This is a genomic window from Pseudoalteromonas sp. CO348 (genome assembly GCF_004208845.1).
Classification (GTDB): Bacteria; Pseudomonadota; Gammaproteobacteria; order Enterobacterales; family Alteromonadaceae; genus Pseudoalteromonas; species Pseudoalteromonas maricaloris.
This window is the reverse complement of sequence record NZ_SGPI01000017.1, coordinates 293,938-319,044: the sequence shown is the minus strand read 5'-3', so window position 1 is coordinate 319,044 and position 25,107 is coordinate 293,938. Positions and strand designations below refer to the sequence as shown.

General features: G+C 43.2%; 27 protein-coding genes. 12 read left to right on the top strand and 15 right to left on the bottom strand.

Annotation, left to right across the window (positions count from 1 at the left end; translation table 11 throughout):
• The first annotated feature begins 45 nt into the window (after positions 1 to 45).
• A complete protein-coding gene (locus EXT48_RS08955; RefSeq protein ID WP_039497563.1) occupies positions 46 to 1,083 on the top strand; it encodes an AI-2E family transporter in 1,038 nt (345 codons plus the stop codon).
• 124 nt (positions 1,084 to 1,207) lie between these two features.
• Here the strand turns inward: EXT48_RS08955 and EXT48_RS08950 are convergent, their stop codons facing one another.
• From EXT48_RS08950 to EXT48_RS08930, 5 genes are all read right to left on the bottom strand, one after another.
• The gene (locus EXT48_RS08950; protein ID WP_010374053.1) at positions 1,208 to 1,642 is read right to left on the bottom strand and encodes a hypothetical protein; all 435 of its coding nucleotides are present in this window, start codon (positions 1,640 to 1,642) and stop codon (positions 1,208 to 1,210) included.
• Positions 1,626 to 2,969, bottom strand: coding sequence for an ATP-binding protein (locus tag EXT48_RS08945; RefSeq protein WP_010374055.1), 1,344 nt, complete (start codon positions 2,967 to 2,969; stop codon positions 1,626 to 1,628). Before EXT48_RS08945 ends, EXT48_RS08950 begins: the two co-directional genes overlap by 17 nt.
• A complete protein-coding gene (locus EXT48_RS08940; protein WP_010374057.1) occupies positions 2,963 to 3,637 on the bottom strand; it encodes a response regulator transcription factor in 675 nt (224 codons plus the stop codon). The genes EXT48_RS08945 and EXT48_RS08940 overlap by 7 nt, the downstream gene beginning before the upstream one ends.
• 2 nt (positions 3,638 to 3,639) lie before the next feature.
• Positions 3,640 to 3,897 (bottom strand): PepSY domain-containing protein, encoded by a 258-nt coding sequence (locus EXT48_RS08935; protein WP_010374059.1) that lies wholly within the window; start codon positions 3,895 to 3,897, stop codon positions 3,640 to 3,642.
• Between the two features lie 108 nt (positions 3,898 to 4,005).
• Positions 4,006 to 4,305 (bottom strand): YciI family protein, encoded by a 300-nt coding sequence (locus EXT48_RS08930; protein WP_010604975.1) that lies wholly within the window; start codon positions 4,303 to 4,305, stop codon positions 4,006 to 4,008.
• Positions 4,306 to 4,526: 221 nt separating this feature from the next.
• Here EXT48_RS08930 and EXT48_RS08925 point away from each other — a divergent pair, with 221 nt between their 5' ends.
• Positions 4,527 to 5,951 (top strand): sodium-dependent transporter, encoded by a 1,425-nt coding sequence (locus tag EXT48_RS08925; protein WP_010604974.1) that lies wholly within the window; start codon positions 4,527 to 4,529, stop codon positions 5,949 to 5,951.
• A gap of 72 nt (positions 5,952 to 6,023) precedes the next feature.
• Here EXT48_RS08925 and EXT48_RS08920 read toward each other — a convergent pair whose 3' ends face one another.
• Positions 6,024 to 6,665: a CPBP family intramembrane glutamic endopeptidase gene (locus tag EXT48_RS08920; RefSeq protein ID WP_069022411.1), complete on the bottom strand. Its 642-nt coding sequence runs from the start codon at positions 6,663 to 6,665 to the stop codon at positions 6,024 to 6,026.
• 90 nt (positions 6,666 to 6,755) lie between these two features.
• Complete coding sequence (locus EXT48_RS08915; protein ID WP_010374069.1) at positions 6,756 to 7,325, bottom strand: inner membrane-spanning protein YciB; 570 nt, start codon at positions 7,323 to 7,325, stop codon at positions 6,756 to 6,758.
• Positions 7,326 to 7,447: 122 nt separating this feature from the next.
• On the opposite strand from EXT48_RS08915, the gene EXT48_RS08910 reads away from it, so the two are divergent.
• Entirely contained in the window at positions 7,448 to 7,720 is a 273-nt protein-coding gene (locus EXT48_RS08910; RefSeq protein WP_088530445.1) for an HU family DNA-binding protein, read from the top strand.
• 42 nt (positions 7,721 to 7,762) lie between these two features.
• Here EXT48_RS08910 and trpA read toward each other — a convergent pair whose 3' ends face one another.
• Genes trpA through EXT48_RS08880 form a run of 6 tightly spaced genes read right to left on the bottom strand, consistent with a single transcriptional unit; the run spans position 7,763 to position 14,280 of the window.
• Entirely contained in the window at positions 7,763 to 8,569 is an 807-nt protein-coding gene (gene trpA, locus EXT48_RS08905) for a tryptophan synthase subunit alpha (RefSeq protein WP_045989645.1), read from the bottom strand.
• A complete protein-coding gene (gene trpB / locus EXT48_RS08900; RefSeq protein ID WP_130164244.1) occupies positions 8,566 to 9,750 on the bottom strand; it encodes a tryptophan synthase subunit beta in 1,185 nt (394 codons plus the stop codon). The genes trpA and trpB overlap by 4 nt, the downstream gene beginning before the upstream one ends.
• Before the next feature lie 7 nt (positions 9,751 to 9,757).
• Positions 9,758 to 11,122, bottom strand: a complete 1,365-nt coding sequence (trpCF, locus tag EXT48_RS08895) for a bifunctional indole-3-glycerol-phosphate synthase TrpC/phosphoribosylanthranilate isomerase TrpF (protein ID WP_130164243.1) — start codon at positions 11,120 to 11,122, stop codon at positions 9,758 to 9,760.
• Positions 11,115 to 12,119: an anthranilate phosphoribosyltransferase gene (trpD, locus tag EXT48_RS08890; protein WP_130164242.1), complete on the bottom strand. Its 1,005-nt coding sequence runs from the start codon at positions 12,117 to 12,119 to the stop codon at positions 11,115 to 11,117. The genes trpCF and trpD overlap by 8 nt, the downstream gene beginning before the upstream one ends.
• A 9-nt stretch (positions 12,120 to 12,128) precedes the next feature.
• Positions 12,129 to 12,710 (bottom strand): aminodeoxychorismate/anthranilate synthase component II, encoded by a 582-nt coding sequence (locus EXT48_RS08885; protein ID WP_010378569.1) that lies wholly within the window; start codon positions 12,708 to 12,710, stop codon positions 12,129 to 12,131.
• A complete protein-coding gene (locus EXT48_RS08880; RefSeq protein WP_130164241.1) occupies positions 12,703 to 14,280 on the bottom strand; it encodes an anthranilate synthase component 1 in 1,578 nt (525 codons plus the stop codon). Before EXT48_RS08880 ends, EXT48_RS08885 begins: the two co-directional genes overlap by 8 nt.
• A 436-nt stretch (positions 14,281 to 14,716) precedes the next feature.
• Here EXT48_RS08880 and EXT48_RS08875 point away from each other — a divergent pair, with 436 nt between their 5' ends.
• Genes EXT48_RS08875 through EXT48_RS08850 form a run of 6 tightly spaced genes read left to right on the top strand, consistent with a single transcriptional unit; the run spans position 14,717 to position 18,974 of the window.
• Positions 14,717 to 15,562 carry a PHP domain-containing protein gene (locus tag EXT48_RS08875; protein ID WP_045989649.1) on the top strand — a complete coding sequence of 282 codons (846 nt, stop codon included), beginning with the start codon at positions 14,717 to 14,719 and terminating at the stop codon, positions 15,560 to 15,562.
• Positions 15,563 to 15,566: 4 nt separating this feature from the next.
• Positions 15,567 to 16,187, top strand: coding sequence for an L-threonylcarbamoyladenylate synthase (locus EXT48_RS08870; RefSeq protein ID WP_010378577.1), 621 nt, complete (start codon positions 15,567 to 15,569; stop codon positions 16,185 to 16,187).
• A gap of 11 nt (positions 16,188 to 16,198) precedes the next feature.
• Positions 16,199 to 17,002 carry a ScpA family protein gene (locus tag EXT48_RS08865; protein WP_130164240.1) on the top strand — a complete coding sequence of 268 codons (804 nt, stop codon included), beginning with the start codon at positions 16,199 to 16,201 and terminating at the stop codon, positions 17,000 to 17,002.
• A gap of 53 nt (positions 17,003 to 17,055) precedes the next feature.
• Positions 17,056 to 17,643: an SMC-Scp complex subunit ScpB gene (gene scpB, locus EXT48_RS08860; RefSeq protein ID WP_010378581.1), complete on the top strand. Its 588-nt coding sequence runs from the start codon at positions 17,056 to 17,058 to the stop codon at positions 17,641 to 17,643.
• Positions 17,640 to 18,500, top strand: coding sequence for a 23S rRNA pseudouridine(2605) synthase RluB (gene rluB / locus EXT48_RS08855; RefSeq protein WP_039497594.1), 861 nt, complete (start codon positions 17,640 to 17,642; stop codon positions 18,498 to 18,500). Before scpB ends, rluB begins: the two co-directional genes overlap by 4 nt.
• Before the next feature lie 60 nt (positions 18,501 to 18,560).
• The gene (locus EXT48_RS08850) at positions 18,561 to 18,974 is read left to right on the top strand and encodes a GFA family protein (protein WP_130164239.1); all 414 of its coding nucleotides are present in this window, start codon (positions 18,561 to 18,563) and stop codon (positions 18,972 to 18,974) included.
• A 44-nt stretch (positions 18,975 to 19,018) separates the two neighbouring features.
• Here the strand turns inward: EXT48_RS08850 and EXT48_RS08845 are convergent, their stop codons facing one another.
• Positions 19,019 to 19,762: a YciK family oxidoreductase gene (locus tag EXT48_RS08845; RefSeq protein WP_017219153.1), complete on the bottom strand. Its 744-nt coding sequence runs from the start codon at positions 19,760 to 19,762 to the stop codon at positions 19,019 to 19,021.
• Positions 19,763 to 19,958: 196 nt separating this feature from the next.
• On the opposite strand from EXT48_RS08845, the gene EXT48_RS08840 reads away from it, so the two are divergent.
• The 3 genes from EXT48_RS08840 to EXT48_RS08830 all read left to right on the top strand — a co-directional run bounded on the left by EXT48_RS08840 (position 19,959) and on the right by EXT48_RS08830 (position 23,941).
• On the top strand, positions 19,959 to 22,397 hold the full coding sequence (locus EXT48_RS08840) for a VolA/Pla-1 family phospholipase (RefSeq protein ID WP_130164238.1): 2,439 nt from the start codon (positions 19,959 to 19,961) through the stop codon (positions 22,395 to 22,397).
• A gap of 102 nt (positions 22,398 to 22,499) precedes the next feature.
• Positions 22,500 to 23,519 carry a protease SohB gene (sohB, locus tag EXT48_RS08835; RefSeq protein ID WP_130164237.1) on the top strand — a complete coding sequence of 340 codons (1,020 nt, stop codon included), beginning with the start codon at positions 22,500 to 22,502 and terminating at the stop codon, positions 23,517 to 23,519.
• A 113-nt stretch (positions 23,520 to 23,632) separates the two neighbouring features.
• The gene (locus EXT48_RS08830; RefSeq protein WP_045988126.1) at positions 23,633 to 23,941 is read left to right on the top strand and encodes a hypothetical protein; all 309 of its coding nucleotides are present in this window, start codon (positions 23,633 to 23,635) and stop codon (positions 23,939 to 23,941) included.
• Positions 23,942 to 24,078: 137 nt separating this feature from the next.
• Here EXT48_RS08830 and EXT48_RS08825 read toward each other — a convergent pair whose 3' ends face one another.
• The gene (locus EXT48_RS08825; protein ID WP_130164236.1) at positions 24,079 to 24,999 is read right to left on the bottom strand and encodes an NAD-dependent epimerase/dehydratase family protein; all 921 of its coding nucleotides are present in this window, start codon (positions 24,997 to 24,999) and stop codon (positions 24,079 to 24,081) included.
• Positions 25,000 to 25,107: the final 108 nt, after the last annotated feature.

The following is a 25,107-nucleotide window of genomic DNA, read 5'->3' as shown; positions in this document are numbered from 1 at the left end:
TAGGTGGTTTGTTTTAGAATGGTAAAAAAGCAAAAGGAGTGAACTGTGTCTTCACTGACTGGAATTAACAAAACGCTGGTGGTTTTGGCCTCGCTATTTTTAGTGTTAGGTGGTATCAAGCTTGCGTCTGAGATTGTTGTGCCGTTTATATTAGCCGCATTCATTGCGATTATCTGTAATCCCATGCTCAAGTTTTTGGCTCGCTTTAAAATACCAAAAGGGCTGGCCATTCTGGTGATTATCGCACTTGTGATTTTAATAGGTGCAAGTATTGGTGGGCTTGTTGGGCAATCAGTCAATGACTTCTCTAAGCAGCTGCCAACTTATAAAGAAGACTTACAAGAAAAGTTCGTTTGGTTGGTCAGTACTGCCGCGAACTACAATATATTATTGGATAAACAACAACTTATTAGTATGCTAGACCCAAATAAGCTAATCGATGTGGCCACCAACATGCTGACTGGCTTTGGTGGTGTGATGGCAAATAGCTTTTTAATTTTGCTTATCGTCGTCTTCATGCTTTTTGAGGCACCTTCTTTGGGCCACAAAGTGCATCTTGCCCTAGACGATCCAGAGATGAAAATGCAGCAAATTGATAGATTTTTAGATTCTATCAATAGCTATTTGGCGATTAAAACGCTGGTGTCATTGGCGACAGGTGTCGTAGCGGCTGTTTTTTTATGGGCGTTAGGTGTTGATTACTTCGTGCTTTGGGGCGTAGTTGCATTTTTGCTTAACTATATTCCAAACATAGGTTCAATCATTGCGGCTGTGCCGCCTGTTTTACTGGCCTTAGTGACACAAGGACCATTGGTGAGTGGCATTGTTGCTGTGGGTTACATTTGTATTAATACCTTAATGGGCAACATTATTGAGCCGAGGTTTATGGGTCGAGGGTTAGGTTTATCGACTTTAGTCGTGTTTCTCTCGTTAATCTTTTGGGGGTGGTTACTCGGAACTGTGGGAATGCTGCTTTCTGTGCCACTTACCATGGTTGTGAAAATTGCCCTTGAAACCAGTGAAGAGGGTAAATGGCTTGCAATCCTTCTCGGTTCAGAACAACCCGATAATAGACCATCTTAACCATGCTGAGAACCTGCAAATAAAAAGGAGCTAAAAACAGCTCCTTTTCTAAGCGTTTTACTCGTCATTAGCTGAAGCTCAGGTTATTAAGGCTTGCCACCTAATAATCTAATCAAAAATGCCGCTAGAGATTCAAATCTTCTTTCAATACTTTACTGCTTTTCAGCTCAATGATGTGGGCTTTTAAAAATGCAATTTTGCAATTTTTATAAGCCGTCGCTGAGCGCGTCGCGTTTGGCATATCTAGTAAGTATCGCCACCGGCAGCTATCTTCCATATATTCCTCCTGATTGCGAAGGGCACGTTCCATAATTGGCAAGATCTGAGTATTACCCGTGTCCGCTTGATACTTTTTAGTATCAAGCAATAACTTAGTGATCCAGGTTTGACGGTGACGTTCAAGTAAGTTGATATTGCCATCCAGGCACATGAGGAATTTTTTTGCTTTTTCCGGATGCGTTGACTCATACTTCGTACAGTCTTGTAGTGTGACATCGTCGTCTGCAATCACAAAAAAGGTTAATCCCGATACCAGTAGACTGCTAATTATTCTTTTCATGGTTAAACTCTATCGTAAATTTTGCGCCACCATGTTGGGAAGTACCGATTTGCATCAAGCCATGATATGACTTAACTAAATCAGATACGATAGCCATTCCTACGCCGTGGCCAGCTTCATAGGTGTCTAATCTTGCACCTCTGGTCAGTAGCTCTGAGCGGCGATGCTCTGGAATGCCTGGGCCATCATCTTCTACTTCTATGATTAGTAGGCGCTTTTTAGGTGCACTTACTTTTATATCGACCAAGGAACCACATGCTTTACAGGCGTTATCTATAATATTACCAAGAATTTCCATTAAATCCGTTTTATCGCCAAGAAATGCAACCTCCTCACCACATTCGGAGGAAAATTGAATGTGCTTGTCGTGATACACTTTAGTCATGGCGTTGAGTATTGAGTCTAGTACGGGTTTTACTGATGTTTGTTTCTTCCATGTATCGGATGCACCCGTTGCAGCACGTTTCAATTGATGTTCGATCATCGCATTGATTCTGTCTAGTTGCTCCTGAGCGTCTGCATCTTTTGCCAGTGGACTGGATTTGATCACCGCAAGGGGCGTTTTTAACGCGTGCGCAAGGTCGCTAAGTGACGCTCTATATCTCTCTTTTTGACGCTTTTGAGATTCCAATAGTAGGTTTAAGTCGGATTTGATTGTTAGGAGTTCGACGGGGTAAAGACCCGTGATCTTATCGCGCTCGCCAGCCTCAATCTCTTTAATTTCTTTATCCAATCGCTGTAACGGCCTTGCATTCCATACAAACCCAAATGCCATCAATCCTGCTATCACCACACCCATAACCAGCATCCAGTTGACCAAGGTGTTTCTAAACCCTGACATTAACTCCATCAGCGCGTCATTTTTCTTTAAAAGCACAAAGCGGGCTTGCTGCGATTGCTCTGCATTTCCGAGAATAACAGTTAGGCTAAGTTGCCAAAACAGTACACCATTATATTCAACTCGTTTAAACTCAGATGCTCCAGCTTGGTTTTCTGAAAAGTCAGGTGAAATTGAGAGATTTACAGCCGACTCGGAATACCAAACGAGGGAGTTATCTTGATAGACCAGAGCATAAGTATCAGAATTCAGTCTGTTTAACTCAGGTGCAAGAATACTGCGAGGCATTTCGAGTCCGTTAGAGACAAATTCGACTTCAGAGATAAGTGAGTAGAGGTGGGCTTCCAATGTTTTTTCAGTCGCATCGACTAAAGAAGAATAATAAGCCCTGCCCACGGAGAAAAACAGCGCGGGAAGGGCAATAATAAGCACAAAGACAAGGATAAATCCTTGTCTTATTTTAAGCGAAATTTGAGAGCTGTTTACCACTGATTTTTGAACCTATATCCACGTCCTCTAAGGGTTTCAACAGGGTTCAGAGTGCCATCAGGGTCTAGCTTTTTACGCAGTCTTAAGACAAACACTTCAATGACGTTAGAGTCTAAGTCAAAGTCCTGATCGTATATGTGCTCTGTGAGTTCAGATTTAGAAATAACTTTTTGTGGGTTAACCATTAGGTATTCTAAAACTTTATATTCATAGGCCGTTAGTGATAGCTCGTTATCGTTAACCCAGACTTGCTGTGAGCGAGTGTGGATTTTGATTGGGCCAATACAAATCTCTGGATTTGCTTGTCCAGCGCTACGTCTAATCAGTGCATTACAGCGTGCAATCAGCTCTTCAACATGAAACGGTTTAGTGAGGTAGTCATCAGCTCCTGCATCAAGGCCTTCTACCTTGTCTTGCCAACGGTCGCGTGCTGTTAAGATTAAAATAGGGATCTTTACGCCGTTAGCACGTGCTCTACGGATAATTTCAATACCGTCAAGTTTTGGCAAGCCGAGATCGATCACTGCCATATCTAACGGATATTCTTCAAGGTGAAATAATCCAGACTCACCATCATGACACAAGTCAACGCTATATTTTTCTTTCTCTAATGCATTTCGCAGGTTTTCTGCTAGTTGAATATCGTCTTCGATAACTAAAATACGCATCCTTAGTCCTTATTTACTTCACCTGTCTTCTTGTTTACTTTTAAGTCAACAATTCGACCATCTGGTTGGAGAATTCTTACCACAAAAAACTGATTTTCTTCAGAAATCTTAAGCGTCTTCCCAGCGTACTTATCAAGCGCCAGAGACACAGCTTCTTTTTTTGTAATCGTCTTTACATTCTTATCATTGCGGCTATTGGCGTCTGCTACACTCGAAGCGAACGCCAAGATCAACGCTAAGAGAGTGAGTTGCAATCGCATTTTAAGCTCCACAGTTTCATAGATACTAAGTGTCTAAACTTCATAAATCTCAAACAAATTTAGTGCTTTTGTAATTAACCTTTGCTGAACTTAACGTTCAGTAAACTTTTATGGCAGAACTCGCTTGTACGGTTTTACAATACTAGCAGTATAGACACCAGCATCAATATAGGGATCGGCGCTCGCCCATTGCTGCGCACTTTCTAAGTTTTCAAACTCAGCAATAACCAAAGAACCCGTAAAACCCGCTTCACCAGGATCTTCCGAGTCAATAGCTGGTAACGGGCCTGCTGCAAACAATCGATCTTGTTGTTTTAATTCTTCTAAACGAGCTAAGTGAGCAGGGCGCGCAGCAAGACGTTTTGCTAATGAGTTTTCAGCATCGGTTGAATAGATCATGTAAAGCATAAGTATTAGTTCCGGATTGGTTTCTAGGTTATTATTGTTATTTTTACGTATCTTGTCGGCTTTTCAGGGCCGTTTATCAATACTATGATAAAACGCCCTCAGTGCAAAAGTAAATGTACACAGAGTTTTTCAGTGATTAGACATTTAAACTTGAAAAACACTCAGCTTGACTGGTAGAGTCCTTCGGATATTTATAGAAAATAATAATAAGGTTGATTGCAATGAGTGCAAACCGTGAGCATTTTAGCTCCCGATTAGGGTTTATCCTTGCCGCTGCAGGTTCTGCTGTTGGTATTGGTAACTTAGTCGGCTTTCCTGTTTCCGCCGCAAAAAATGGTGGTGGGGCATTTTTACTAATCTATGCACTATTTGTAGTGTTTATCTGTTTACCTGTCATGATGGCCGAAATGGCAATGGGTAGGAAAGCCCAAAAGGACCCGTTTGGCGCATATAAGCTGCTATCGAATCACGATAAAAAGTGGTCAATAGCTGGATTTTTGGCTGTACTCACGCCGTTTATGATTGCCGTCTTCTACATGGTTATTACCGTTTGGATCTTTGGCTTCTTAGCGCAAACAGCTTTAGGTAACTTAGATGTACTCGCCTCTCCGAAGTACTTTGGCACTTTTATCAACGATACCAATGTTTTCATCTATATGTTGATAGTGGGTGTGATCGTTAATCTTATCTTGGTTGGCGGTGTAAAAGAAGGGATCGAAAAAGCGGCTAAGTTACTCATGCCAGCGTTATTTGTCATGTTAATTGGCCTTGTCGCATACGTACTAACCCTTGATAACGCAATGGCAGGTGTACGCTATTACATCGTTCCTGACTTCGAAAAAATGAATGCAAGTGTGCTAAATGGTGCGTTATCACAGGCTTTCTTTTCACTGTCTTTAGGTATGGGTATATTGATCACTTATGCTTCCTATATCTCTAAGAAAGACGACATTGTCGGTAGCTCTAAAATGGTCGCTATTACAGATTCATTAGTGGCATTCATTGCCGGTCTTATGGTACTTCCGGCTATCTTTAGTTTTAATCCGAATACAGATCCAAGTAAGTTATCGGACTCTTCAGTATCTATGATTTTCGATTACTTGCCTAAATTGTTATTGGCTTTACAAGATGATATTGGCTACGTCGGTGCCTCAATTGTTGCTGGTACTTTCTTTTTATTGGTTTTCTTTGCCGCGATAACGTCGCTTGTGTCAATTGTTGAGGTGCCTACCGCGACTTTGATGGAAGAAAAATGTATTTCACGTAAAAAGGCCCTGATTATCTTAGCGTTGACCACAGGAATTTTGACTGTGCTATCTACGATGTCTTTTGGAATGGTGGATTGGCTTACAAGCTTTGTAAGTTATGGCGATGCTCAGAAGAGCTTCTTTGATCTAATCTACGACGTGTTTTACGACACTATTTTACCGTTGAATGGTTTGCTGTTGTGTCTATTTGTTACTTATCGCTGGAAAAAATCTGGTTTGAATGAAGAACTTGCGCAAGGCGCTGAGGGGTACGTAGGTAGCTTTACTGAGAAATATATTAATTTCTCTCTATCTACATTCATCCCAGTGATCCTGTTGGCTATTTTCATTAATACCGTTGCAACTAAATATTTTGCATTCAGTATCTTTGGCTTCTAGCAGCTGGACATTCGTTTTGGGCACGATGACATCGGCGTATTAATACGCCGATGTTTACTCTCCACTAAGCCACTAAAATTTTACGCCTGAATCTAAGTACTGCCCAATTCCTATTGTAAACATCCACAGCCCCCACAAGCTATGTTCTAACACACACACCGCAAGCGAACGACTATGGGCGTAGGTATAAGAAAATAGTAGCCCGCCAACAAAAGATAACGCCACGGCTATCCAGTTGTCATAGATGCAGTGAGCAAGCGCAAACACTAATGCACTTAGCAAAACTCGATTGTTTTTATTTGGTAAAATCCTTTTATAGCGATGAAAGAAGTAGCTCCTAAAAATTAACTCTTGTGGTAAGACGGAAAGAATAGGGTAAGCAACTAATAATAATAACCAGTCGCTGGGGGAATTGAGCGGTAGGGAAAACCAATTTCCTTGGCTAACTAAACCATAGAGCATGGCTGAAAACATTGCACCTGCGAAAAACGTGGTAAATAATCGCTTTTTGACGGACGAAAACTCCCCCAAACTGGTTAACCTGAATCGTTTGAAATGGGGGTCGGTTAGTAGTAAATGGGTACAGACTGCCATTAAAATGATCAGTGCTGGAAAAAGCCAATTGTTGAGGTGATCACGGAATTGATAAGCGATAATGGGCAGGACAAAGAATACAAATACGAGTTCACACCACCGGTATTGGCTTGCGTTCAAGGCTAGTTCCCCAAAATATTTGGCGGCTACAAGCCGCTATAGTTAGCTCTCACTCGTTAACTATAGCAGCTGCAGATGAACCTTGAATGGTTACTCTTCAGGTAAATATTTTTGAATTTTAAACATGGTAAAGAGGAGGGCAACGAAGGTGATCCCAATTAAACCAAAGACTTTAAAGTTCACCCAAAAATCAAGAGAGAAGTGGTACGCAACGTAAAGGTTTAGGCCTGCGATGAAGAAAAGTAATACTGCCCAAAATAGATTTAATTGGTCGCAGTCTTTGGCTGGTAAATCAATATCAATCTCGCTTTTTTCCTTTTCAGCAACTGACTTTAATACGCCTTCGAGTGCGCCTTTTACCAAGTTTTTATTAAACAGGTATCTGGATATGAGCAGTGCCGCACCTAAAATGGCATAAATAATCGTGGCTTTCCATTTTATAAATTGCTCATCATGGAAGAAAATCGTCATCCCACCAAGGATCAACGCAATCGCTAAGAATACCCAATGACGTTTTGCGACTTCGCGCTTAGTGATGTATTGGTGTGCGACCTGTATAAGAGAGGCAATGATTAGCACACCCGTTGCCCAAAAAATATCGACAAACTTATAAACCGCAAAAAATAAGATGAGCGGTAAGTACTCAATTAAAAATGACATTTTTTATCCTAACAAAGTTGGTTGTAAGGGTTTTACCAAGATACGGCGAGAACATCAACATTGACTTTCTTTGATGAAACCCATAGCCTGCTGCGCTCATTCAATGGTTCAGAGGTATTTGCATGAATAAGAGCGATTTAGTTACAAAAATGGCGGGAATAAGTGGATTAACAAAGAAAGATTCACAGGCGGTGTTAAATGTCATTTTACAGGCCACTAAAAAGCGCTTGTCAGAAGGCGATCAGATGCAAATCAATGGGCTTGGGACATTCGCGTTAAGTTATCATCCCCCAAAGCAAGGACGTAATCCTCAAACTGGTGAGACCATCACCATTGAGGGGCAAAACAAGGTATTGTTTAAACCGGCAAAAGCCTTAAAAGATAACTTGCGTTAATTCTAAGAAAAGCCAGTGTCTAACACTGGCTTGAAAGTAATATTACTTCTGCGTTGCAGCTTTCATTCGCGCAACAAAGGTTTTAAGCTCAAAGCACATAGTGCTAGGGTCATCTAAGTGTTTTTCGATGATTTTTACCACCGCCGAGCCACTAATTGCACCTGCCGCACCTGAGCTAATCGCATGCTTTACATGCTCCGGTTCAGAAATACCAAACCCTAGCAGTGGCGGCGCAGCATGATACTCGATAAGTTTGGTGATCATCTCTGTTGCCGGCATTTGTGCCGTCGTTTCTGTACCAGTCACGCCTGCACGCGAAAGTAAATAAGTATAGCCACGACCTCGGGTGGCGCATTCTCGTAACGTATCATCGCAGGCATTCGGTGTGGCAATGAAAATTGGCGCGATATCATTTGCCATTGCAGTGAGCCTAAACGGTTTGGCTTCGTGCAGTGGCACATCAGCAACTAAGATAGAATCCACACCCGCAGTTTTGGCGTCTTGATAAAACTGCTCAATACCACGAGCAAAAATCAAGTTTGAGTAAAGCAACAAACCAATTGGGATATCACTGTTGTAGCGACGAATTTCAGCGATGATCTCAAGACAGTCTTGTGTATTAACATCTTGCTTTAATGCACGGATGTTAGCCGCTTGAATAACAGGACCATCGGCGATGGGATCGGAAAACGGAATACCGAGCTCCAATGCATCAGCACCACCGTCAATCAGGCTTTTGATGATCTCAATACTGAGAGCCTTATTGGGATCGCCAATCGTCACGAAAGGAACAAATGCACCTTGGTTTTTTTCATTTAAGTGCGCGAACATCGCGTCATAACGTCTCATAGTTCACCTCGCTCAGATAGTACCTGGTGGACGTGAGCTAAGTCTTTGTCTCCGCGACCACTTAAGTTAACAACAATCACCGTTTCTTCGGTTTGCGCTTCTGCATATTTTAGTGCGTATGCCAGAGCATGGCTTGACTCTAGGGCTGGAATAATACCTTCGTGTTTAGCAAGCGCTTGAAAGGCATTTAATGCTTCAGTGTCGGTAATGCCAACATATTGTGCGCGGCCTGTTTCATGAAGGTAGGCGTGTTGTGGACCAACAGCTGGGTAGTCAAGACCTGCTGACACAGAGTAAGATTCTTCAATTTGGCCATCTTTATTCTGCATGATATAGGTATAGGCGCCGTGCAAGATGCCTTTACTTCCTTTACATAGTGCCGCGCCGTGCTCATCGGTATCTAGGCCTTTACCAGCCGGTTCCACCCCGATTAATTTAACGTCTTTTTCGTCAATAAAGTCTGCGAACATACCAATAGCATTTGAGCCGCCGCCCACACAAGCGATAACCGCATCAGGCAAACGACCTTCCGCTTTTAGTACTTGTTGTTTTGCCTCTTCACCAATCATTTTTTGGAACTCACGGACAATCGTCGGGAACGGGTGAGGACCTGCAGCCGTGCCGAGTAAATAATGTGCCGTTTTGTAGTTTGCAGACCAGTCACGTAATGCTTCATTTACCGCGTCTTTTAATGTGCCTGAGCCAGCGATAACTGGGATAACTTCCGCACCCATCAAACGCATTCTAAATACGTTTGGTTGCTGACGCTCAACATCTTTAGCCCCCATGTATACTCGGCACTTTAAGCCGAGTAAGGAGCAGGCTAGGGCGGTTGCAACACCATGTTGTCCAGCGCCGGTTTCAGCAATGACTTCTTTTTTACCCATACGTTTGGTTAAGAGCGCTTGACCTAATACTTGGTTGGTCTTGTGTGCACCACCGTGAAGTAAATCTTCACGCTTTAAGTACAGTTTTACCTTAGGGTTTTTAACTAAGTTGCGTGTCTTGGTCAGTGGTGTTGGGCGACCCGCAAATTCATTCAAAAGTTGATAAAACTCCTGCTGAAATCCTGGGTCTTTTTGTGATTTATAAAATTCCTGTTCTAACTGCTTTAACGCAGGTACGAGTAACTCGGGCACGAACATGCCTCCGAAGTCACCAAAATAAGCTGAATTACTCATGTCCACCTCAATATTTTCGAATTTGTGTAAACGCGTTAGCGATTTTTTGAGCGCATTTTTTACCAGGCGATTGCTCAACACCTGAATTTAGGTCAAGACCATCGGCACCTATATTAACGGCGCCGTGAATATTGTCGGGATTTAGGCCGCCAGCCAACATATAATTGCTCGAACTACGATTTAATAGCTGCCAATCAAACACTTGTCCCGTGCCACCAAATGCAGTGTCGGTTTTGGTATCGTACAATTGCTTGTCTACGCCAGCGAAGGGGCTTGGCAGTGCTGTGTCCACCCCCTGTGCTTTCCAAATTTGACAGGTAACTGGAAGTTGTTTTCGCAGATTATCGATGTACAGCTCATCTTCATTGCCATGTAATTGCACTGCACTCAGTTTTAAGATTTGCGCATACTCTGCAACTTGCTCAAGCGGTGCGTTAACGAACACACCAACGTACTTGAGCGGCGCACTATCAGCAACGGCCTTCGCACAATCAATGTCGACATAACGAGGCGATTTTGGATAAAAGATAAGACCGCCGTATACCGCTCCAGCTTCATAAGCTGCTTGCGCATCTTGGCTTCGAGTAAGACCACACACTTTGTTTTCGCCCAAAATCAAGCGTCTGCAAGCAAGTTCCAAGTCTTGCTCAGCCATCAATGAACTGCCGACCAAAAAGCCGTCACAAATCGGTGATAAGCGTTTCACATCTCGGTGCGTGTATATGCCAGACTCTGAAATCACGACTTTGTCTTCGGGGATTAACTTTCTTAGTTTCTCCGTTGTTGCTAAATCCGTTGATAAATCTCTCAGATCACGGTTGTTAATACCGATAAGCTCAGCATCTAACGCAAGCGCTCTTGTCACTTCTTCTTCGTTGCTTACTTCCGTTAAAATCGACATATTAAGTGATTTGGCCACGCTCGCTAGTGCCAAATACTCTTCGTCATTTAATACAGACAACATCAAAAGAATGGCATCGCCACCGTGTAAGCGGGCGAGATAAACTTGGTATTCATCAATAAAGAAGTCTTTACAGATCAGAGGCTGATCAACCAGCTTTCTCACCGTGGCAAGGTATTCATAACTGCCTTGAAAGTATTTTTCGTCGGTTAGCACACTAATACATGTCGCGTACTTACGATAAACACTGGTAATTTCAGTCAAATCAAAATGTGAGCGAATAAGGCCTTTTGAAGGTGACGCCTTTTTGCACTCTAAAATAAATTGTGTCCCAGCTTGCGCCAACGCAGCGGTGAAGTTAAGCGTGGTGGGGGTTACTTCGTCGATAAAGTCACTTAACGGACGCTGCGCCTTACGCGCTTTTAATTCTTCGACTTTATCGGCAACAATTTTTTCTAATACATTAGCCATTACTCACCTCTACAATGTTAGCCAAGGTTGTCATGGCTTTCTTGCTAGCAAGCACTTCGCGTACTTGTTGGCTTGCGGTTTTAAAATCTGTGGCCTTATCGGTTAATACCAACAAGGCTGCAACGTTTGCAATGATCGCTGCATTGTGTGCAGCTTCGCCTTCACCATTTAAAATCGCAAGGCTCGCTTTCGCGTTATATTCTGGCGTATCACCAGCAATAGATTCAAGTGAATAGTTTTCTAGTCCAAAATCGCTTGGGGTAACGGTGTATTGCGTCACTTCACCCTGCTTTACTTCTGCGACTAGCGTTTCGCCGTGTAGGGCAATTTCATCTGTGCCACTACCGTGAACTACCATCGCTCGTTTCGTACCTAAACGGTTTAACGTTTCAGCCATGGGTAAAACAAGGGCAGGGTCGTAAACGCCGAGTAATTGCACCTCAGGCTTAGCAGGGTTTGCCAATGGCCCGAGAATATTAAATATCGTGCGTGTTTTTAGTTGCGTGCGAACCGGCATGGCATGTTTTACACCGGCGTGGTAATGCGGCGCAAACAAAAAGGTAAAGCCGGTCTCTGCTAAGCACTTTTCTGCAAGTGCGGGGGTCATATCAATGTTGATCCCAAGTGCTTTTAGTAAATCCGCGGAACCTGATTTACTGCTCACGCTGCGATTACCGTGTTTGACCATATTAATACCACATGCTGCGGCGACAATGGCGGCGGTGGTACTCACGTTGATGGTATTTGTGCCATCGCCACCCGTACCACAGCTGTCTGCTGCGAGTAGATTTTGCTTGTCAAATGCGGTGGCATGATCACGCATGGCCTGAGCTGCTCCGGCTATTTCCGCCGCTGTTTCACCTTTAAACTTTAGCGCAAGTAGCGCTGCGGTAAGTTCGATGTCGCTCAGTTGTCCAGCCATAATATCGCTAAACAAGGATTTGGCGGCGTCGAACGATAAATCTTGTTGCTGTAATAGAGGTTGTAACTTTTCCATCGTGCTCTCCTAAGCGCTAAGGTACGCGATACTTTGTTGTAATAGCTGAGCGCCATTGGGGGTCAATATTGATTCTGGGTGAAATTGATAGCCAATCACTTTGTGTTCACTGTGATAGATAGCCATCGGAATGGCCTGATATCTCGCGATCACTTGCAGTGCTGGTGGTACGCTTGTTGCCATCAGAGAGTGATAACGCGCCACGGGGAATTGCGTCCCAAGTCCGGCAAATACCGGATGCTCATCCGCTTCAATAATAGAAGATTTGCCATGTACCGTCTCACCCGCTTTGCCAACTTCACCACCATAACTTTGGGTTAGGGCTTGTTGACCGAGGCAAATCCCAAGCATGGGGAATTTACCTTTGCATAGCTCAATTAACGCGAGCAAACAGCCTGCTTCCGATGGCGCGCCAGGTCCAGGTGATAAAACTAAGATCACAGGATCAACCTCTGCACACATTTTATTGAAAATGGTTTCGGCAGAGATATTGTTACGATAAACGACCAAGTCAAGTCCTAGCAAACTAAGCTCATCCACAAGGTTATAACTGAAAGAATCAAAATTATCTAAAAAGTATACCTTAGTCATGGTTTGCTCCTTCATACGTGGACTGTACTGCTTTAATCACTGCCATGGCTTTAGCTTTGGTTTCATTTGCTTCACTTTGTGGATTTGAATCAAACACAATACCCGCACCCGCTTGCACGTAAGCAACGTTATCTTTTACAAACGCGGAGCGAATGACGATGCAGCTGTCCATCGCGCCATTGCCCATCAAATAACCTACCGCTCCGCCGTAACTACCACGACGCTGCTTTTCTGTATGGCGAACAAGTTCTGCGGCTTTAACTTTTGGTGCGCCGACGAGAGTGCCCATATTCATACAAGCCTGATAGGCGTGAAGCGCATCTAAATCCGGCTTTAATTGGCCAACGACGCGCGATACTAAATGCATGACTTGTGAGTAGCGGTCCACTTTCAATAATTCTTTTGCATGTCGAGTGCCTGCAATACTGATCCGTGCGACATCGTTACGAGCAAGGTCAACCAGCATAAGGTGCTCTGCACGCTCTTTTTGATCGTTGCGCAGCTCAAGTTCAATGCGGCTATCTAAATCTGGATTGATACTGCCATCAGCAAACTTACCTCGTGGTCTCGTCCCCGCGATGGGATAGACTTCAACTTGGTTACTCTGCTCACAATATTTGAGCGCCGACTCTGGAGATGCGCCAAATAGCACAAAGCGTTCATCCTTCATATAAAACATGTAGGGACTAGGGTTTTGTAGTTTGAGCTGTTTATAGGCGGCGAGTGAATTATGGCAAGGAAGTGAAAAAGTGCGAGAGGGAACGACTTGAAATATGTCACCGTTGATAATGTTGGTTTTCAACTTTTCAACGTGTTGACAATATTCGTCGTCACTCACATTGACTTTGACGTCTGCGCCGCCACTTTGTGGCTCAAACTGAAATTCAGTGATTTGATCACATTGACTGTTTAGCTCTTCTAGCTGTTTGCCTACTTCAAAACAATTGGCGTGAACCTCAGGGCCATTGAAAACATTACCAATGAGTTCAGTAGTTCGTGCTTGATGATCGATCACAACTAAGGTTTCAGCGAGATAGAAAACATAGTCAGGACAGTCGTTGTCCCCATCTGGTACTTCAGGAAGTTGCTCGAAGTTTGCCACCATATCATAGGCGAATACTCCACCTAAAAAGACGGAAAACGGCGTATCTGAGTTACGTTTAATTTCATTGATACAGGTTCTGAGCGCACTAAAGGCGTTATCCGCTTTTAGTTTTGTATGCTCATCAATGTTACTTTCCAATGCGTTGTACGTGAGCGTCAAAGTATTATCATTGAGGATCACGTCACAATTTGTGACCTTTTGCGCAAGGTACGGTAGCAACTGAGCACCATTGTTAGACAAGGCTTTGGCAATGACTTGGGCGCCATTACATTCGAATCGAATCGCACTATCCACAAGCACGATACTTTTCACATTGTCTTTAGACTCTATTTCTGCTGATTCGAGCAGTAACGAGTTTGCTTTGTTTAAACCTGCGTATAAAGACAGTGGGCTGGCAATATAATCGCGCCTTTGTCTTATGCTGGTGACCTCACCTGGTGTGGTCGTTATATGACTAAAAATCAAACCTCATTCCTCTTAATTTCTAGATATTCTGTTTAGAAAATAAAAAACCCCCGAAAGCTGAGCTCTGCGGGGGTTATTGTTCAGACACAACAATACCGTCCCGCTAGGGCATCCACCACCACCAAATTGTGTTTACTGTGATATTGTTGTTCATATAAGCCTCTAAAAAGTATAAAAAAACCCGCGACATTGCGCGGGTTGATAAATCGTAGATATAACGAAACACACCCGCTTAGTTCGAGTGCCACCACCAAATGTTTTTTTGAATTTGTTTGTTCATTTGTGAATATTTCGTTGTTTAATCTAAATTAGCTACAGTAAACCCTATTCTTGCTACGAGTGTCAAGGGCAAATATCAGAAAATAACCTAAGGTCGTATCAGTTAACTTGTGATATAATCAAAACGTTGATAATTCATAGAGATAGTTAATACATTTTGATTAAATATGACCTCCATAGCCATACTACTTTTTCCGATGGCCGCTTAGCTGTTGATGAATTGCTTGAGCGAGCAACGGAAAAAGGCGTTGATATTCTTGCAATTACAGATCATGACACGATAGATGCGATCCAGCCTGCCCGTGACTACATCAACCAAAATAATCTCACGTTAGAACTTATCAATGGTGTTGAAATTTCCACAAAATGGGAAAGCTTTGAGATCCATATTGTTGGATTGAATTTTGACCCTGAGCATGAAGCATTAACAAAGTTGCTGCATGAACAGCAGCAAAAGCGAGAAGCTAGAGCAAAAGAAATCGGCGAGCGATTAGCCAAAAAGGGCTATGAGCATGTCTACGAAGATGCCCTTGCACTTGCTCAAACTGCGCAGATCACCAGAGCGCATTTTGCTCAAGTGCTGGTTGAGCGGGGCGTGGCTAAAAACGTGCAAAGCGTTTTCAATAAATTTTTAGCACGTGGCAAAACTGGGTATGTGCCAAGTCAGTGGTGCGATATACAAACGGCCGTTACCGCTATTCACGCAGCGGGTGGAGTAAGTGTATTGGCACACCCTGCTCGATATAAGATGTCGAATAAGTGGCTAAGAAAGTTAATTGCTGAGTTTAAAGCGGTTGGGGGAGCTGCAATGGAAGTTGCACAGCCGCAGCAAGCGCCTACTGAGCGCCAATTTTTGGGGCGACTAAGTCAAGAGTTTGAATTGTTAGCAAGCCAAGGGTCAGATTTCCACTTCCCAATGCCTTGGGTCGACCTTGGTCGTAACTTGTATTTACCTAAAGATTGTCAAGGAGTTTGGCGTCATTGGGGAGGCAAAGAGGAATAAGCTTATGAGTCAATTTTTTCATATTCACCCAGATAATCCGCAAACGCGTTTAATTCGCCAAGCGGCTGATATTATTGAACAAGGTGGCGTAGTGGTGTTTCCAACCGACTCCGGCTATGCGATTGGTTGCAACCTCGGTAATAAGCAAGCTAAGGAGCGGATAGAGCGGATCCGCGGCATCGAAAAACACCATAACTTCACTCTTTTATGCCGTGATCTGTCGGAGCTTTCGACCTATGCCCGTGTCGATAATCAAATGTTTAGGATGATTAAAAATAATACGCCCGGTCCGTACACGTTTATTTTTAAAGGGACGAAAGAAGTTCCTCGTCGTTTGCTCAATGAGAAGAAAAAAACCATCGGGATCCGTGTGACTGATAATCCAATTACTTGCGCGTTGTTGGAAGCGCTGGGTGAACCTTTGATGTCATGCTCTTTGATTTTGCCAGGAGAGCAGTTTACTGAGTCTGACCCCGATGATATCCGCATGCGTCTTGAGAAGCACGTAGACTTGATCATTCATGGTGGCTATTTAATCGAGCAAGCAACCACAGTTATTGATATGTCCGAAGACACCATTGAAATTTTGCGTCGTGGCTGTGGCGATACATCGCCTTTTGAATAACGCATGTTGAGATGACAGAAGCACTCCAACAGAAATTACCGCTGGCTTTTTTACACGGTGAAGCGGTAATTGAAAAGCCGGAAGATCTTTATATTCCTCCCGAAGCCCTAGAAGTTATCTTAGAGACCTTTGAAGGTCCGTTGGACTTACTGCTTTATCTTATAAAAAGACATAAATTAGATATTCTAGAATTACCGATTTTTAGTATTACTCAGCAGTATGTTCAGTATGTTGAAATGATGAAGGACATGCAGCTCGAACTTGCGGGTGAATACTTAGTGATGGCAGCTTTGCTGGCACAAATAAAATCAAGAATGCTACTACCAAAACACGAAGAGTTAGAGGAAGAGGAAGAAGAGGAAGACCCCAGAGCAGAGCTGGTGAGGCGCTTACAGGAATACGAGCAATTTAAGCAAGCTGCTGAGAACTTAGATGAGATCCCTCGTGTTGAGCGTGATATCTTTGTCGCTCATGCGCTGGTAGACAGTAGTGCCGACAATGAGCCAGAATTCCCAGACATTGAACTGAGGGAATTACTTTTGGCGCTGTCGGAAGTGATGGCTAGAGCCAAGACCTTTGAGCACCATCATATATCCGCTGAAGCACTTTCGACTCGAGAGCGTATGAGCTTTATATTGCAATTGCTACGAGAACAGAATAAGCCGGTAGAATTTGCGCGATTCTTTACCTTGGACGAAGGGCGCAGTGGTGTGGTGGTTACTTTTATTGCCATGCTCGAACTCATTAAGGAGCAATTGGTTGACTATATTCAGTCAGCAACGGCAGCGTCGATTTACCTGCATTTAAAAGGCTAGGGGATGGCTGCAGCCTCTGCTATACTCCGCATTTTTATCTTCAAGCATAAAATATGAAAAGACGCGTTAGCGATGAACAACTGGTTGAATTGGTTGAAGCAGCGATTTTCGTTTCAGATAAGCCGTTATCTAAAAAGCGCTTAAAAGAAACTGTGCTGGAAGATATCAGCGTGTCATCACCGCGTATTGATCAGGCACTGGAAACACTGGTTAATCATTATCAAACTCGCGGTGTAAGGCTGGTTGAGGTTGGTACCGGATACCGTTTTCAAGCTTGCCCGAGCTTGAGCCCTTGGTTAAGTAAACTGTGGCAGGAAAAAGCACCAAAATACTCACGTGCTACACTTGAGACTTTGGCATTGATTGCTTACCGACAACCAATCACTCGAGGTGAAATAGAGCAAGTGCGCGGGGTCACCGTGAGTTCTAATATTATCAAAAGCTTGATAGATCGCGAGTGGATAAAAGTGGTGGGTTACAAAGAGGTACCGGGTAAGCCTGCATTGTATGCAACGACAAAACAATTTTTAGATTACTTCTCATTATCTGGTCTCGGGGAATTACCTCGATTACCTGAACAACATAATGAGAAAATAGAACAGTTATTAAACGATCCTTCTGTGAGAGAACCATCTGAATGAGTGAAAAACTACAAAAAGTATTGGCAAGAGCTGGCGTTGGCTCAAGACGCGAAATGGAAAAGTATATTGAGTCTAACCGCGTAAGTGTAGATGGAAAAGTTGCCAAGCTAGGAGATCGAGTAGAAGAGACTTCGGTGATCCGTGTAGATGGACATATTGTTAAAATAGAGCAGCAAGAAGAGCGCATCTGTCGCGTACTTATGTATCATAAGCCAGAAGGGGAGCTGTGTACTCGTCGCGACCCTCAAGGTCGTCGTACTGTATTCGATAGGCTACCAAAGTTAGATGGTGACCGTTGGATAGCAATTGGGCGATTAGATATCAATACATCAGGCCTGTTACTCTTTACCAATGATGGTGAGCTAGCTAATCGCTTGATGCATCCAAAATACGAAGTCGAACGTGAATATTCTGCCCGGGTATTTGGTGAAGTAACAAATCAAACGTTGCGTACATTAACCAAAGGCGTTGAGCTAGAAGACGGTCCTGCAAAATTCCTTAAGATTAAACCACTTGGCGGTGAAGGTCTGAATAAATGGTTCAATGTAACACTGACCGAAGGGCGTAATCGTGAAGTTAGGCGTCTTTGGCAGTCGCAAGAGGTTGAAGTGTCGCGTTTGATCCGTATCCGTTATGGTAAATTGGAGCTTAACAAACGCTTGCCACAAGGTGGATGGGAAGAATTAAAATTAGAAGACGTTAACTACTTACGTAAATCGGTAAGCATGAGAGCCGAGCAGCAAACTAAGTTGTCGGTCATGCCAGAAAAGCGTAAAGACAAGCGCGCGAAAATTAATAAGATCCGCAAAGCAGTGAAAAAGCATAATCAAAGGGTCAAAACCCCAAGAAGAAAGTAATTTAAGCTTTTTTAAAACACCAGCCTAGCTGGTGTTTTTGTATTTGATAAGGAGATGCAAATGAAAGAGATGTTTGCTGGTAGTTGTCTGTGTGGTCAGGTTAGATATCTTGTAGAGGGCAACGCGCAGGGCTTTTATCTATGTCATTGTGAGTATTGTCAAAAAGACACAGGCTCTGCACATGCTGCGAATTTATTTTTTCAAAATGCAGTGCTAACTTGGCTTGCGGGCGAAAAGTTAATAACCCGCTTTACTTTACCGAATACTAAGCACGTTAAAGCCTTTTGTGCTTGTTGTGGCTCTGCATTACCAAACCAGCAGCCAGTTGGTTTAGTGGTACCTGCCGGTAGCTTAGATGATGCGCCGAGTCATACGCCAACTGCACACCTATTTATCGCGAGCAAAGCGAAGTGGGATGAAAAGTTAGAGCAAGTGCAGGCCTTTGAAACCTTGCCGAGGAATTACCTTAAGTAATATAGAAGGCTGCAATTGTGGATCTGCAGCCTTTAAAGTACTAGTTAGTAGGTTTGGGCATCTAAAGATTGGCCATTAACTCCGATTGAGTCATCAGACATCAAGTACAGGTATGTTGGCATTAATTCTTCAGGTGTTTTTAGTTTATCTTTATCTTCACCTGGGAATGCTGATGCACGCATACTTGTTCTTGTCGCACCAGGATTAATGCAGTTAATACGAATATTGGTTTTACCCACTTCTTCGGCCCAAGTTTGCATCATACCTTCGGTTGCGAATTTAGAAATTGCATATGCTCCCCAAAACTCGCGACCTTTGCGTCCTACACCCGATGAAGTAAAGACGATAGAAGCGTGAGGCGCTTTTCTCATTACTGGGAATAGCGATTTGGTGATCACCGCTTGGGCTGTTACGTTTACCTTCATTATGTTTTCAAAGGTTGAAACGCAAAAGTGTTCCATTGGACCTAAAGAGCCTAAAATAGACGCATTATTTAGCAAGCCGTCGAGCTTACCAAATTGCTGCTCGATAGTGGCAGCCAAGTCTCGGAAGTGTTGTTTGGTTGCACCACGTAAATCTAAAGGTACAATTGCAGGCTGCGGGTAACCGGCGTTAACAATTTCATCATAAACGGCTTCTAGTTTACTGGTGGTTTTGCCTAATAGAATAACCGTTGCACCATATTTGGCGTAATTAATTGCCGCAACACGGCCGATGCCGTCGCCAGCACCTGTTACTAGTATCGTTTTATTCGCAAGTGCGTTTTCAGGAGCTTGATAAGTCTGCATTCTGGACTCCAATTAAGATGTTTGGGCTATTTTATCACAATGCAGTAGCAAGTTAGCGAATTTATTGTAAATATGGCTGGCGAAATAACAAAGTTTGAGTTAAGTTTAACTGGTCTAATGTCTTATTAAAAATGCTATTACATAGATTTAACGAGAATTATCACAATAATAATAAGATTATGTCGGAGCCTATAAAATGAAAAAAATGCTACTCTCACTCGCAGTATCAGCAGCGCTTGCTGGCTGTGGAGGCGGTGAAACGTTAGAAGATGTAAAAAATGATACTACACCCGTTTCTCCAACGATTTCTGTTAAATTTGATCCATCAGGCGGTGTGATCTCAGTTCCAAACGATATCCTTTTGTCCGGCACTCAAGACGGAACCCTAAACTTACCTGATGAAATGTTGGGAATGAAGGATGGTGAAGGTAACCCTCTGGTAACGCGTGCAAGCTATGCAAACCCAAGTATTGTGATTGGCGCCTTAGATGGTTGGTCGACACAAATGCCTTACGTTATCGACATGACGACACCGAATGGTTTGACACTTGATGCGCAAAGCGTCATGACTCCGGGCGCTGTACGAATTTTTGAAGTTGCAATGGGTGGGCCATTACAAACCGACGAACAATGTGCGCAGCTACCGTCAGGGGTAGCATGTAAATTTGTTGCTGAATTGGAGTTTGGTCCCCAAGGCGATTTCGTAGCGATGACGAATGGTGCTGGAAATGGCATTGTAGTGGTTCCTGTCAAGCCGCTTAAACCAAGTACGACTTATATTACTGTTTTAACCCGCACTTTGAAGGACTCCAGCGGACAAAGTGTTGACCCATCATCGACGTATACCTTACTGCGTCAAAATGCACCACTGGTGACCGATGCGCAAAAATCCTTACAAGCAGTAATACAAAGTTATGAGGAAGTGGTTACCAAAGCTGGGGTAGATGGTACCGAAATTATTTACACTGCAGCAATGACTACACAATCAGCTGGTGCTGGTTTAGCTGCGACGAAAGCTTTACTTGCACAATCACTCGCAAAGAACGTTCCACCAGTAATCGCAGTTCCTGGTCAGGCACCGATGACGGTTGCTGACGCACTAGAAGGTAAAGTGCCAGCGGCTTTACTGCCTGCTTTCCAACAAATTAAATTAATGCGTGGTGTTATTCAACTTCCTCAGTATTTAGCGAAGCCAAAAACAGGTGGCATTGAAGCATTAGCAGATACCTACTGGCAGGCTTTATGCGACAGCCCAGTTACACTGGGTGGGTATGTTGCACAAGGTGGCCAATTACCCCAAGTAACAGAAGGAGACGATCAGCTTTGTGATAGCTTCCCTGTGCCTGAAGGTGTGCCGAAATTTAGAAGCATTGGCGTGGATAAACAGCGTTTTATTACCCAATATAACCCAATTCCTAAGCAGCAATGGCTTGCTAATGTGCCTGTGCAAATTACATTTCCTGCTAACGATGCGGCGCGTCCAGAAAGCGGATGGCCAGTGGTTATTCTCCAACATGGGATTACCAGCAAGAAAGAAGATATGCTTGGCTTAACCTTGTCTCTTACGCAAGCAGGCTTTGCGACGGTAGCAATCGACCACCCGATGCACGGCGAGCGCGGCATTGATATTGATGGTGATGGCGACGACGAGTTTAATGCGTCGACGGGTAGTGTACTTTCTTACATGAACCTAACATCGTTGTTGGTTGCGCGTGATAACTTAAAGCAATCAGCAGCAGATTTAATGGGGTTACGTTTAGGCTTAAACTTTATTAATCAAGCATCTGGTGGTCAAGTTAACTTCAATACCCAGCAAGTTAGTTACTTAGGTCACTCGCTTGGTTCGGTTGTAGGCCCAAGCTTTCTTGCTCAAACCAATGCGCCATTAAATCCAGCAATTGATGGTTTCTTTAAAGTTGAGTCAGCAGCACTTGCAAGTGGTGGCTCGGGCATTGCTAATTTCTTGATTGAGTCAAAATCATTTGGCCCGTTTGTTCAAGGCTCAGTGTTAAGCTCAGCAGGTAACCTAGCGTCGCAAGCGTTTAATGCCTATCTGCAAGAAGGCGCAATTACTGACTGTGGTACGTTTGCTGCGGATCAAAGCAAATATGTTTCTTGTGCATATGGAACATTTAGAGCGAATTTAGAAGCGGCAGGAGACACCGCGACATTAGCACTGATTGATGGTACGGTGACGCAGTTTGGTTTTGCAGCACAGACCGCATTAGGTAGTGCCGATCCACTTAACTATGCAGCTTCCGTGAAAGCGCTACAAACGCCAGTATATATGAGCGTTGTTACGGGTGGTGTTGATGGCAATGCAGCTGATTTGGTTATTCCTCCAACGACAGAGCGTAGCTTCTTGTCAGGTAGCTTACCACTTGCTGGTTTCATGGGCTTAATGCCAGCAAGTGAAACGCAAATGAGTCAAGACGGAACACCTGGAAGTTATGTAGTGAAGTTCTCTCAGGGCCATCACAGTTCAATCTTAACGACAGGCTTTGATGAAAAAGCCGGTGGCACAGCAGCGGGACACGCAGCGGCGTCAATCGAAATGCAAACACAAGTTGCAAGCTTCTTGAAGTCAAAGGGTTTGGTTTTACAAGTATCTAACCCAGATGTTGTTGCAAACTAAGACATTTTTCGAGACTATAAAAGGCCGCAGCTAGCGGCCTTTTTTATGTCCATTTTATATTGAAAAAATGGTCCCCTTTATGAGCTAAATGAGGAGAACGACTTGGCATTTTTGTTTGAATATGGGTTATTTCTAGCCAAGACAGTAACCATTATCTTTGGTATCGCAGTAGTCATTATTTTGATGGTGGGAGCAAGCTCAAAACCAAAATCGAAAAAGGGCGAAATTGAAGTTACCGATTTAAGCGACAGTCTGGCGCAGTCCAAAGAACAGTTTTTAGAACAAACCTTAGATAAAAAGGCGTTGAAGGCACGAAATAAAGCACAGTCTAAGGAGCAAAAAAGCAAAGGTAAAAACAAGGAAGACACCAAGAATGTATTCTATATTGAATTCAACGGCAGTATGGATGCTCATGAAGTCTCAGATCTACGCGAAGAGATAAATGCCATTCTTATGATCGCTGACAAAGCCACGGATCAAGTCATTGTCTCTGTTGAAAGTGGCGGTGGTGTCGTACACGGTTATGGGCTTGGTGCATCGCAACTTTCGCGCATCAAGCAAGCGGGTATTCCACTGACGGTCTGTGTGGACAAGGTTGCTGCAAGTGGCGGATATATGATGGCCTGTGTCGCAGATAAGATTATCGCAGCACCATTTGCAATTATAGGTTCAATCGGCGTAATTGCGCAGATCCCCAACTTTAATCGTTTATTAAAAAAGAATAACGTTGATTTTGAAATGGTAACCGCTGGTGAGTATAAGCGCACACTCACCCTGTTTGGTGAGAATACGGATAAAGGAAGAGAAAAGTTCAAAGAGGAGATTGAAGAAACACATGGTCTGTTCAAACACTTTGTCTCTGATAATCGTACTGACCTTGATATTGAGAAAGTGGCCACTGGAGAACATTGGTTTGGTACACAAGCGTTAGAACTTAAATTAGTCGATGAAATCTCAACCAGTGATGATTTACTCATGTCCCTAAATGAAAGTCACCAGCTTTATAAGGTGGCTTATAAAGCTAAAAAAGGCGTTGCTGAGAAGTTTGGACTTCAGTTGGGGATCGCCATTGAACGTTTCTCCGTTAAAGCGTTAACAAAACTAAATCAATCTAAATATTAGTGATTGTTGTTCAGTTTATATCAATAAGCTTTATTTCAAACTATTAACAATACTTTATAGACGGCATCGTGTTCACAAAGCGCATGATGCCACGCTCTAAAAGAGAGGTTGTTATGAATAAAGTTATTGTACTTTCTCTACTTACCTTTAGTCTGACTTTAGGTTTAAATCAGGCGAATGCTAAACCGGAGAAGTTACCGCCGGGCCTTGAGAAAAAGTTGAAGCAGGGCAAGCCACTTCCGCCAGGTTGGCAAAAAAAACTCCAAGTTGGAGAACGCTTAGATCCAGATATCTACGACCATGGTAAAGTGATTTATCGCGACAGAGATCGGGATTTGGTAACGATAAGCGTTGAAGGTAGAGTCATCAGGGTACTCGAAAATACCCTAGAAATTGTCGAAATTCTGAAAGGAATGAGATAAAAAGCATCAACTCTGTGCGGGGCAATTTCCCGTACAGAGTCCAAGTTTAGCAATCTAAGTGTTTGTTCCTCGCCAAAGCGTGTGTTAGTTGTAGCACTTAACTTAACGCCTAATGATCTAGGTATTAAATAACGTCGTCATTCCTTGAGAGTTGTTGTTAGTCCATCTCGGTAAGTGGTAATTTCAAACTCCGTAAAGCGCTGCTTAAATTTATCTGATACAAATATGTTGTCGACTGCATATCGAGGTAACAGTTCTCGTGTTTCTCTTATAGGTTTGCTAAAAATGCTTAGCAGTGATAGCTGCCATTTCTTTAATATTGAATACTTACCTTGAATGCCGAGTATTTCGCTCGCTAAGTTAACGATTTGCTTGTAAGTGAGTCGATTGTCATCACATGGTAGATGCCATGTCTGGCCATACGCATCAGAGGTATTGCCTAGTAACGCCATTGCTCTGCTAGCATCTGGCGTGTATATCAAGGTACGTAACGTATTATCGCTGATAAATACTTTCGCAGCATCGCCTGCTCGCAGCTTATCAAGAACCGCTGTATTGGTGATACTTTGCGTTTTACCCGGTCCATAAAACTCAGGCGCGCGGCAAATCATCGCATTGACTTGGCCTGTACTCATCGCATCGAGCAGCATATTCGCTATTAGGCCTCTAACTTTGCCTTTTTCGCCATATGGCAAAAAAGGTGTTTCTTCTGTGAGACGTTCATTGCTTTGCGGATACATATAGGTGTTATCAAAATACACTAATTTGGCATTATGTTTTGCGCACGCATCGATGACATTTCGCATCATAATAGGAAATTGCTCAACCCACATGTTTGTGTCAATCGGCAGTCCTGCGGTTAAGTAAACAATTTCAGAGCCAGCTACTGCTTTTTGCGTTTGACTGCCGTCAAGTAGATTAGCGCTGAGTAATTCGTCCGTGTTGTTTATCTTTTTTGGTGTTCGGCTGACAAGACGAATGTTATCGGTAAAGTCTTTCTTTAAAGCTCGGGCGAGTTCACTACCAATTTGGCCGTTTGCTCCAAGTATTGTTTGCATAAAAATTACCTTAATTTGTATCTGTTTTGTGCAAGCATAAGGTTAAAGTAAACTTGAAGGTCAATACTTAATTTATGATATCTGCTATTGTTTGGGATAAGTACAGAC

Excerpts from the sequence above, each read along its gene's own strand:
- EXT48_RS08950 (WP_010374053.1), bottom strand. The coding sequence starts at position 1,642 with ATGAAAAGAATAATTAGCAGTCTACTGGTATCGGGATTAACCTTTTTT.
- EXT48_RS08940 (WP_010374057.1), bottom strand. The coding sequence starts at position 3,637 with ATGCGTATTTTAGTTATCGAAGACGATATTCAACTAGCAGAAAACCTG.
- EXT48_RS08935 (WP_010374059.1), bottom strand. The coding sequence starts at position 3,897 with ATGCGATTGCAACTCACTCTCTTAGCGTTGATCTTGGCGTTCGCTTCG.
- EXT48_RS08930 (WP_010604975.1), bottom strand. The coding sequence starts at position 4,305 with ATGCTTTACATGATCTATTCAACCGATGCTGAAAACTCATTAGCAAAA.
- EXT48_RS08925 (WP_010604974.1), top strand. The coding sequence starts at position 4,527 with ATGAGTGCAAACCGTGAGCATTTTAGCTCCCGATTAGGGTTTATCCTT.
- EXT48_RS08915 (WP_010374069.1), bottom strand. The coding sequence starts at position 7,325 with ATGTCATTTTTAATTGAGTACTTACCGCTCATCTTATTTTTTGCGGTT.
- EXT48_RS08910 (WP_088530445.1), top strand. The coding sequence starts at position 7,448 with ATGAATAAGAGCGATTTAGTTACAAAAATGGCGGGAATAAGTGGATTA.
- trpA (WP_045989645.1), bottom strand. The coding sequence starts at position 8,569 with ATGAGACGTTATGACGCGATGTTCGCGCACTTAAATGAAAAAAACCAA.
- trpB (WP_130164244.1), bottom strand. The coding sequence starts at position 9,750 with ATGAGTAATTCAGCTTATTTTGGTGACTTCGGAGGCATGTTCGTGCCC.
- trpCF (WP_130164243.1), bottom strand. The coding sequence starts at position 11,122 with ATGGCTAATGTATTAGAAAAAATTGTTGCCGATAAAGTCGAAGAATTA.
- trpD (WP_130164242.1), bottom strand. The coding sequence starts at position 12,119 with ATGGAAAAGTTACAACCTCTATTACAGCAACAAGATTTATCGTTCGAC.
- EXT48_RS08885 (WP_010378569.1), bottom strand. The coding sequence starts at position 12,710 with ATGACTAAGGTATACTTTTTAGATAATTTTGATTCTTTCAGTTATAAC.
- EXT48_RS08870 (WP_010378577.1), top strand. The coding sequence starts at position 15,567 with ATGAGTCAATTTTTTCATATTCACCCAGATAATCCGCAAACGCGTTTA.
- EXT48_RS08865 (WP_130164240.1), top strand. The coding sequence starts at position 16,199 with ATGACAGAAGCACTCCAACAGAAATTACCGCTGGCTTTTTTACACGGT.
- scpB (WP_010378581.1), top strand. The coding sequence starts at position 17,056 with ATGAAAAGACGCGTTAGCGATGAACAACTGGTTGAATTGGTTGAAGCA.
- rluB (WP_039497594.1), top strand. The coding sequence starts at position 17,640 with ATGAGTGAAAAACTACAAAAAGTATTGGCAAGAGCTGGCGTTGGCTCA.
- EXT48_RS08850 (WP_130164239.1), top strand. The coding sequence starts at position 18,561 with ATGAAAGAGATGTTTGCTGGTAGTTGTCTGTGTGGTCAGGTTAGATAT.
- EXT48_RS08845 (WP_017219153.1), bottom strand. The coding sequence starts at position 19,762 with ATGCAGACTTATCAAGCTCCTGAAAACGCACTTGCGAATAAAACGATA.
- EXT48_RS08840 (WP_130164238.1), top strand. The coding sequence starts at position 19,959 with ATGAAAAAAATGCTACTCTCACTCGCAGTATCAGCAGCGCTTGCTGGC.
- EXT48_RS08830 (WP_045988126.1), top strand. The coding sequence starts at position 23,633 with ATGAATAAAGTTATTGTACTTTCTCTACTTACCTTTAGTCTGACTTTA.
- EXT48_RS08825 (WP_130164236.1), bottom strand. The coding sequence starts at position 24,999 with ATGCAAACAATACTTGGAGCAAACGGCCAAATTGGTAGTGAACTCGCC.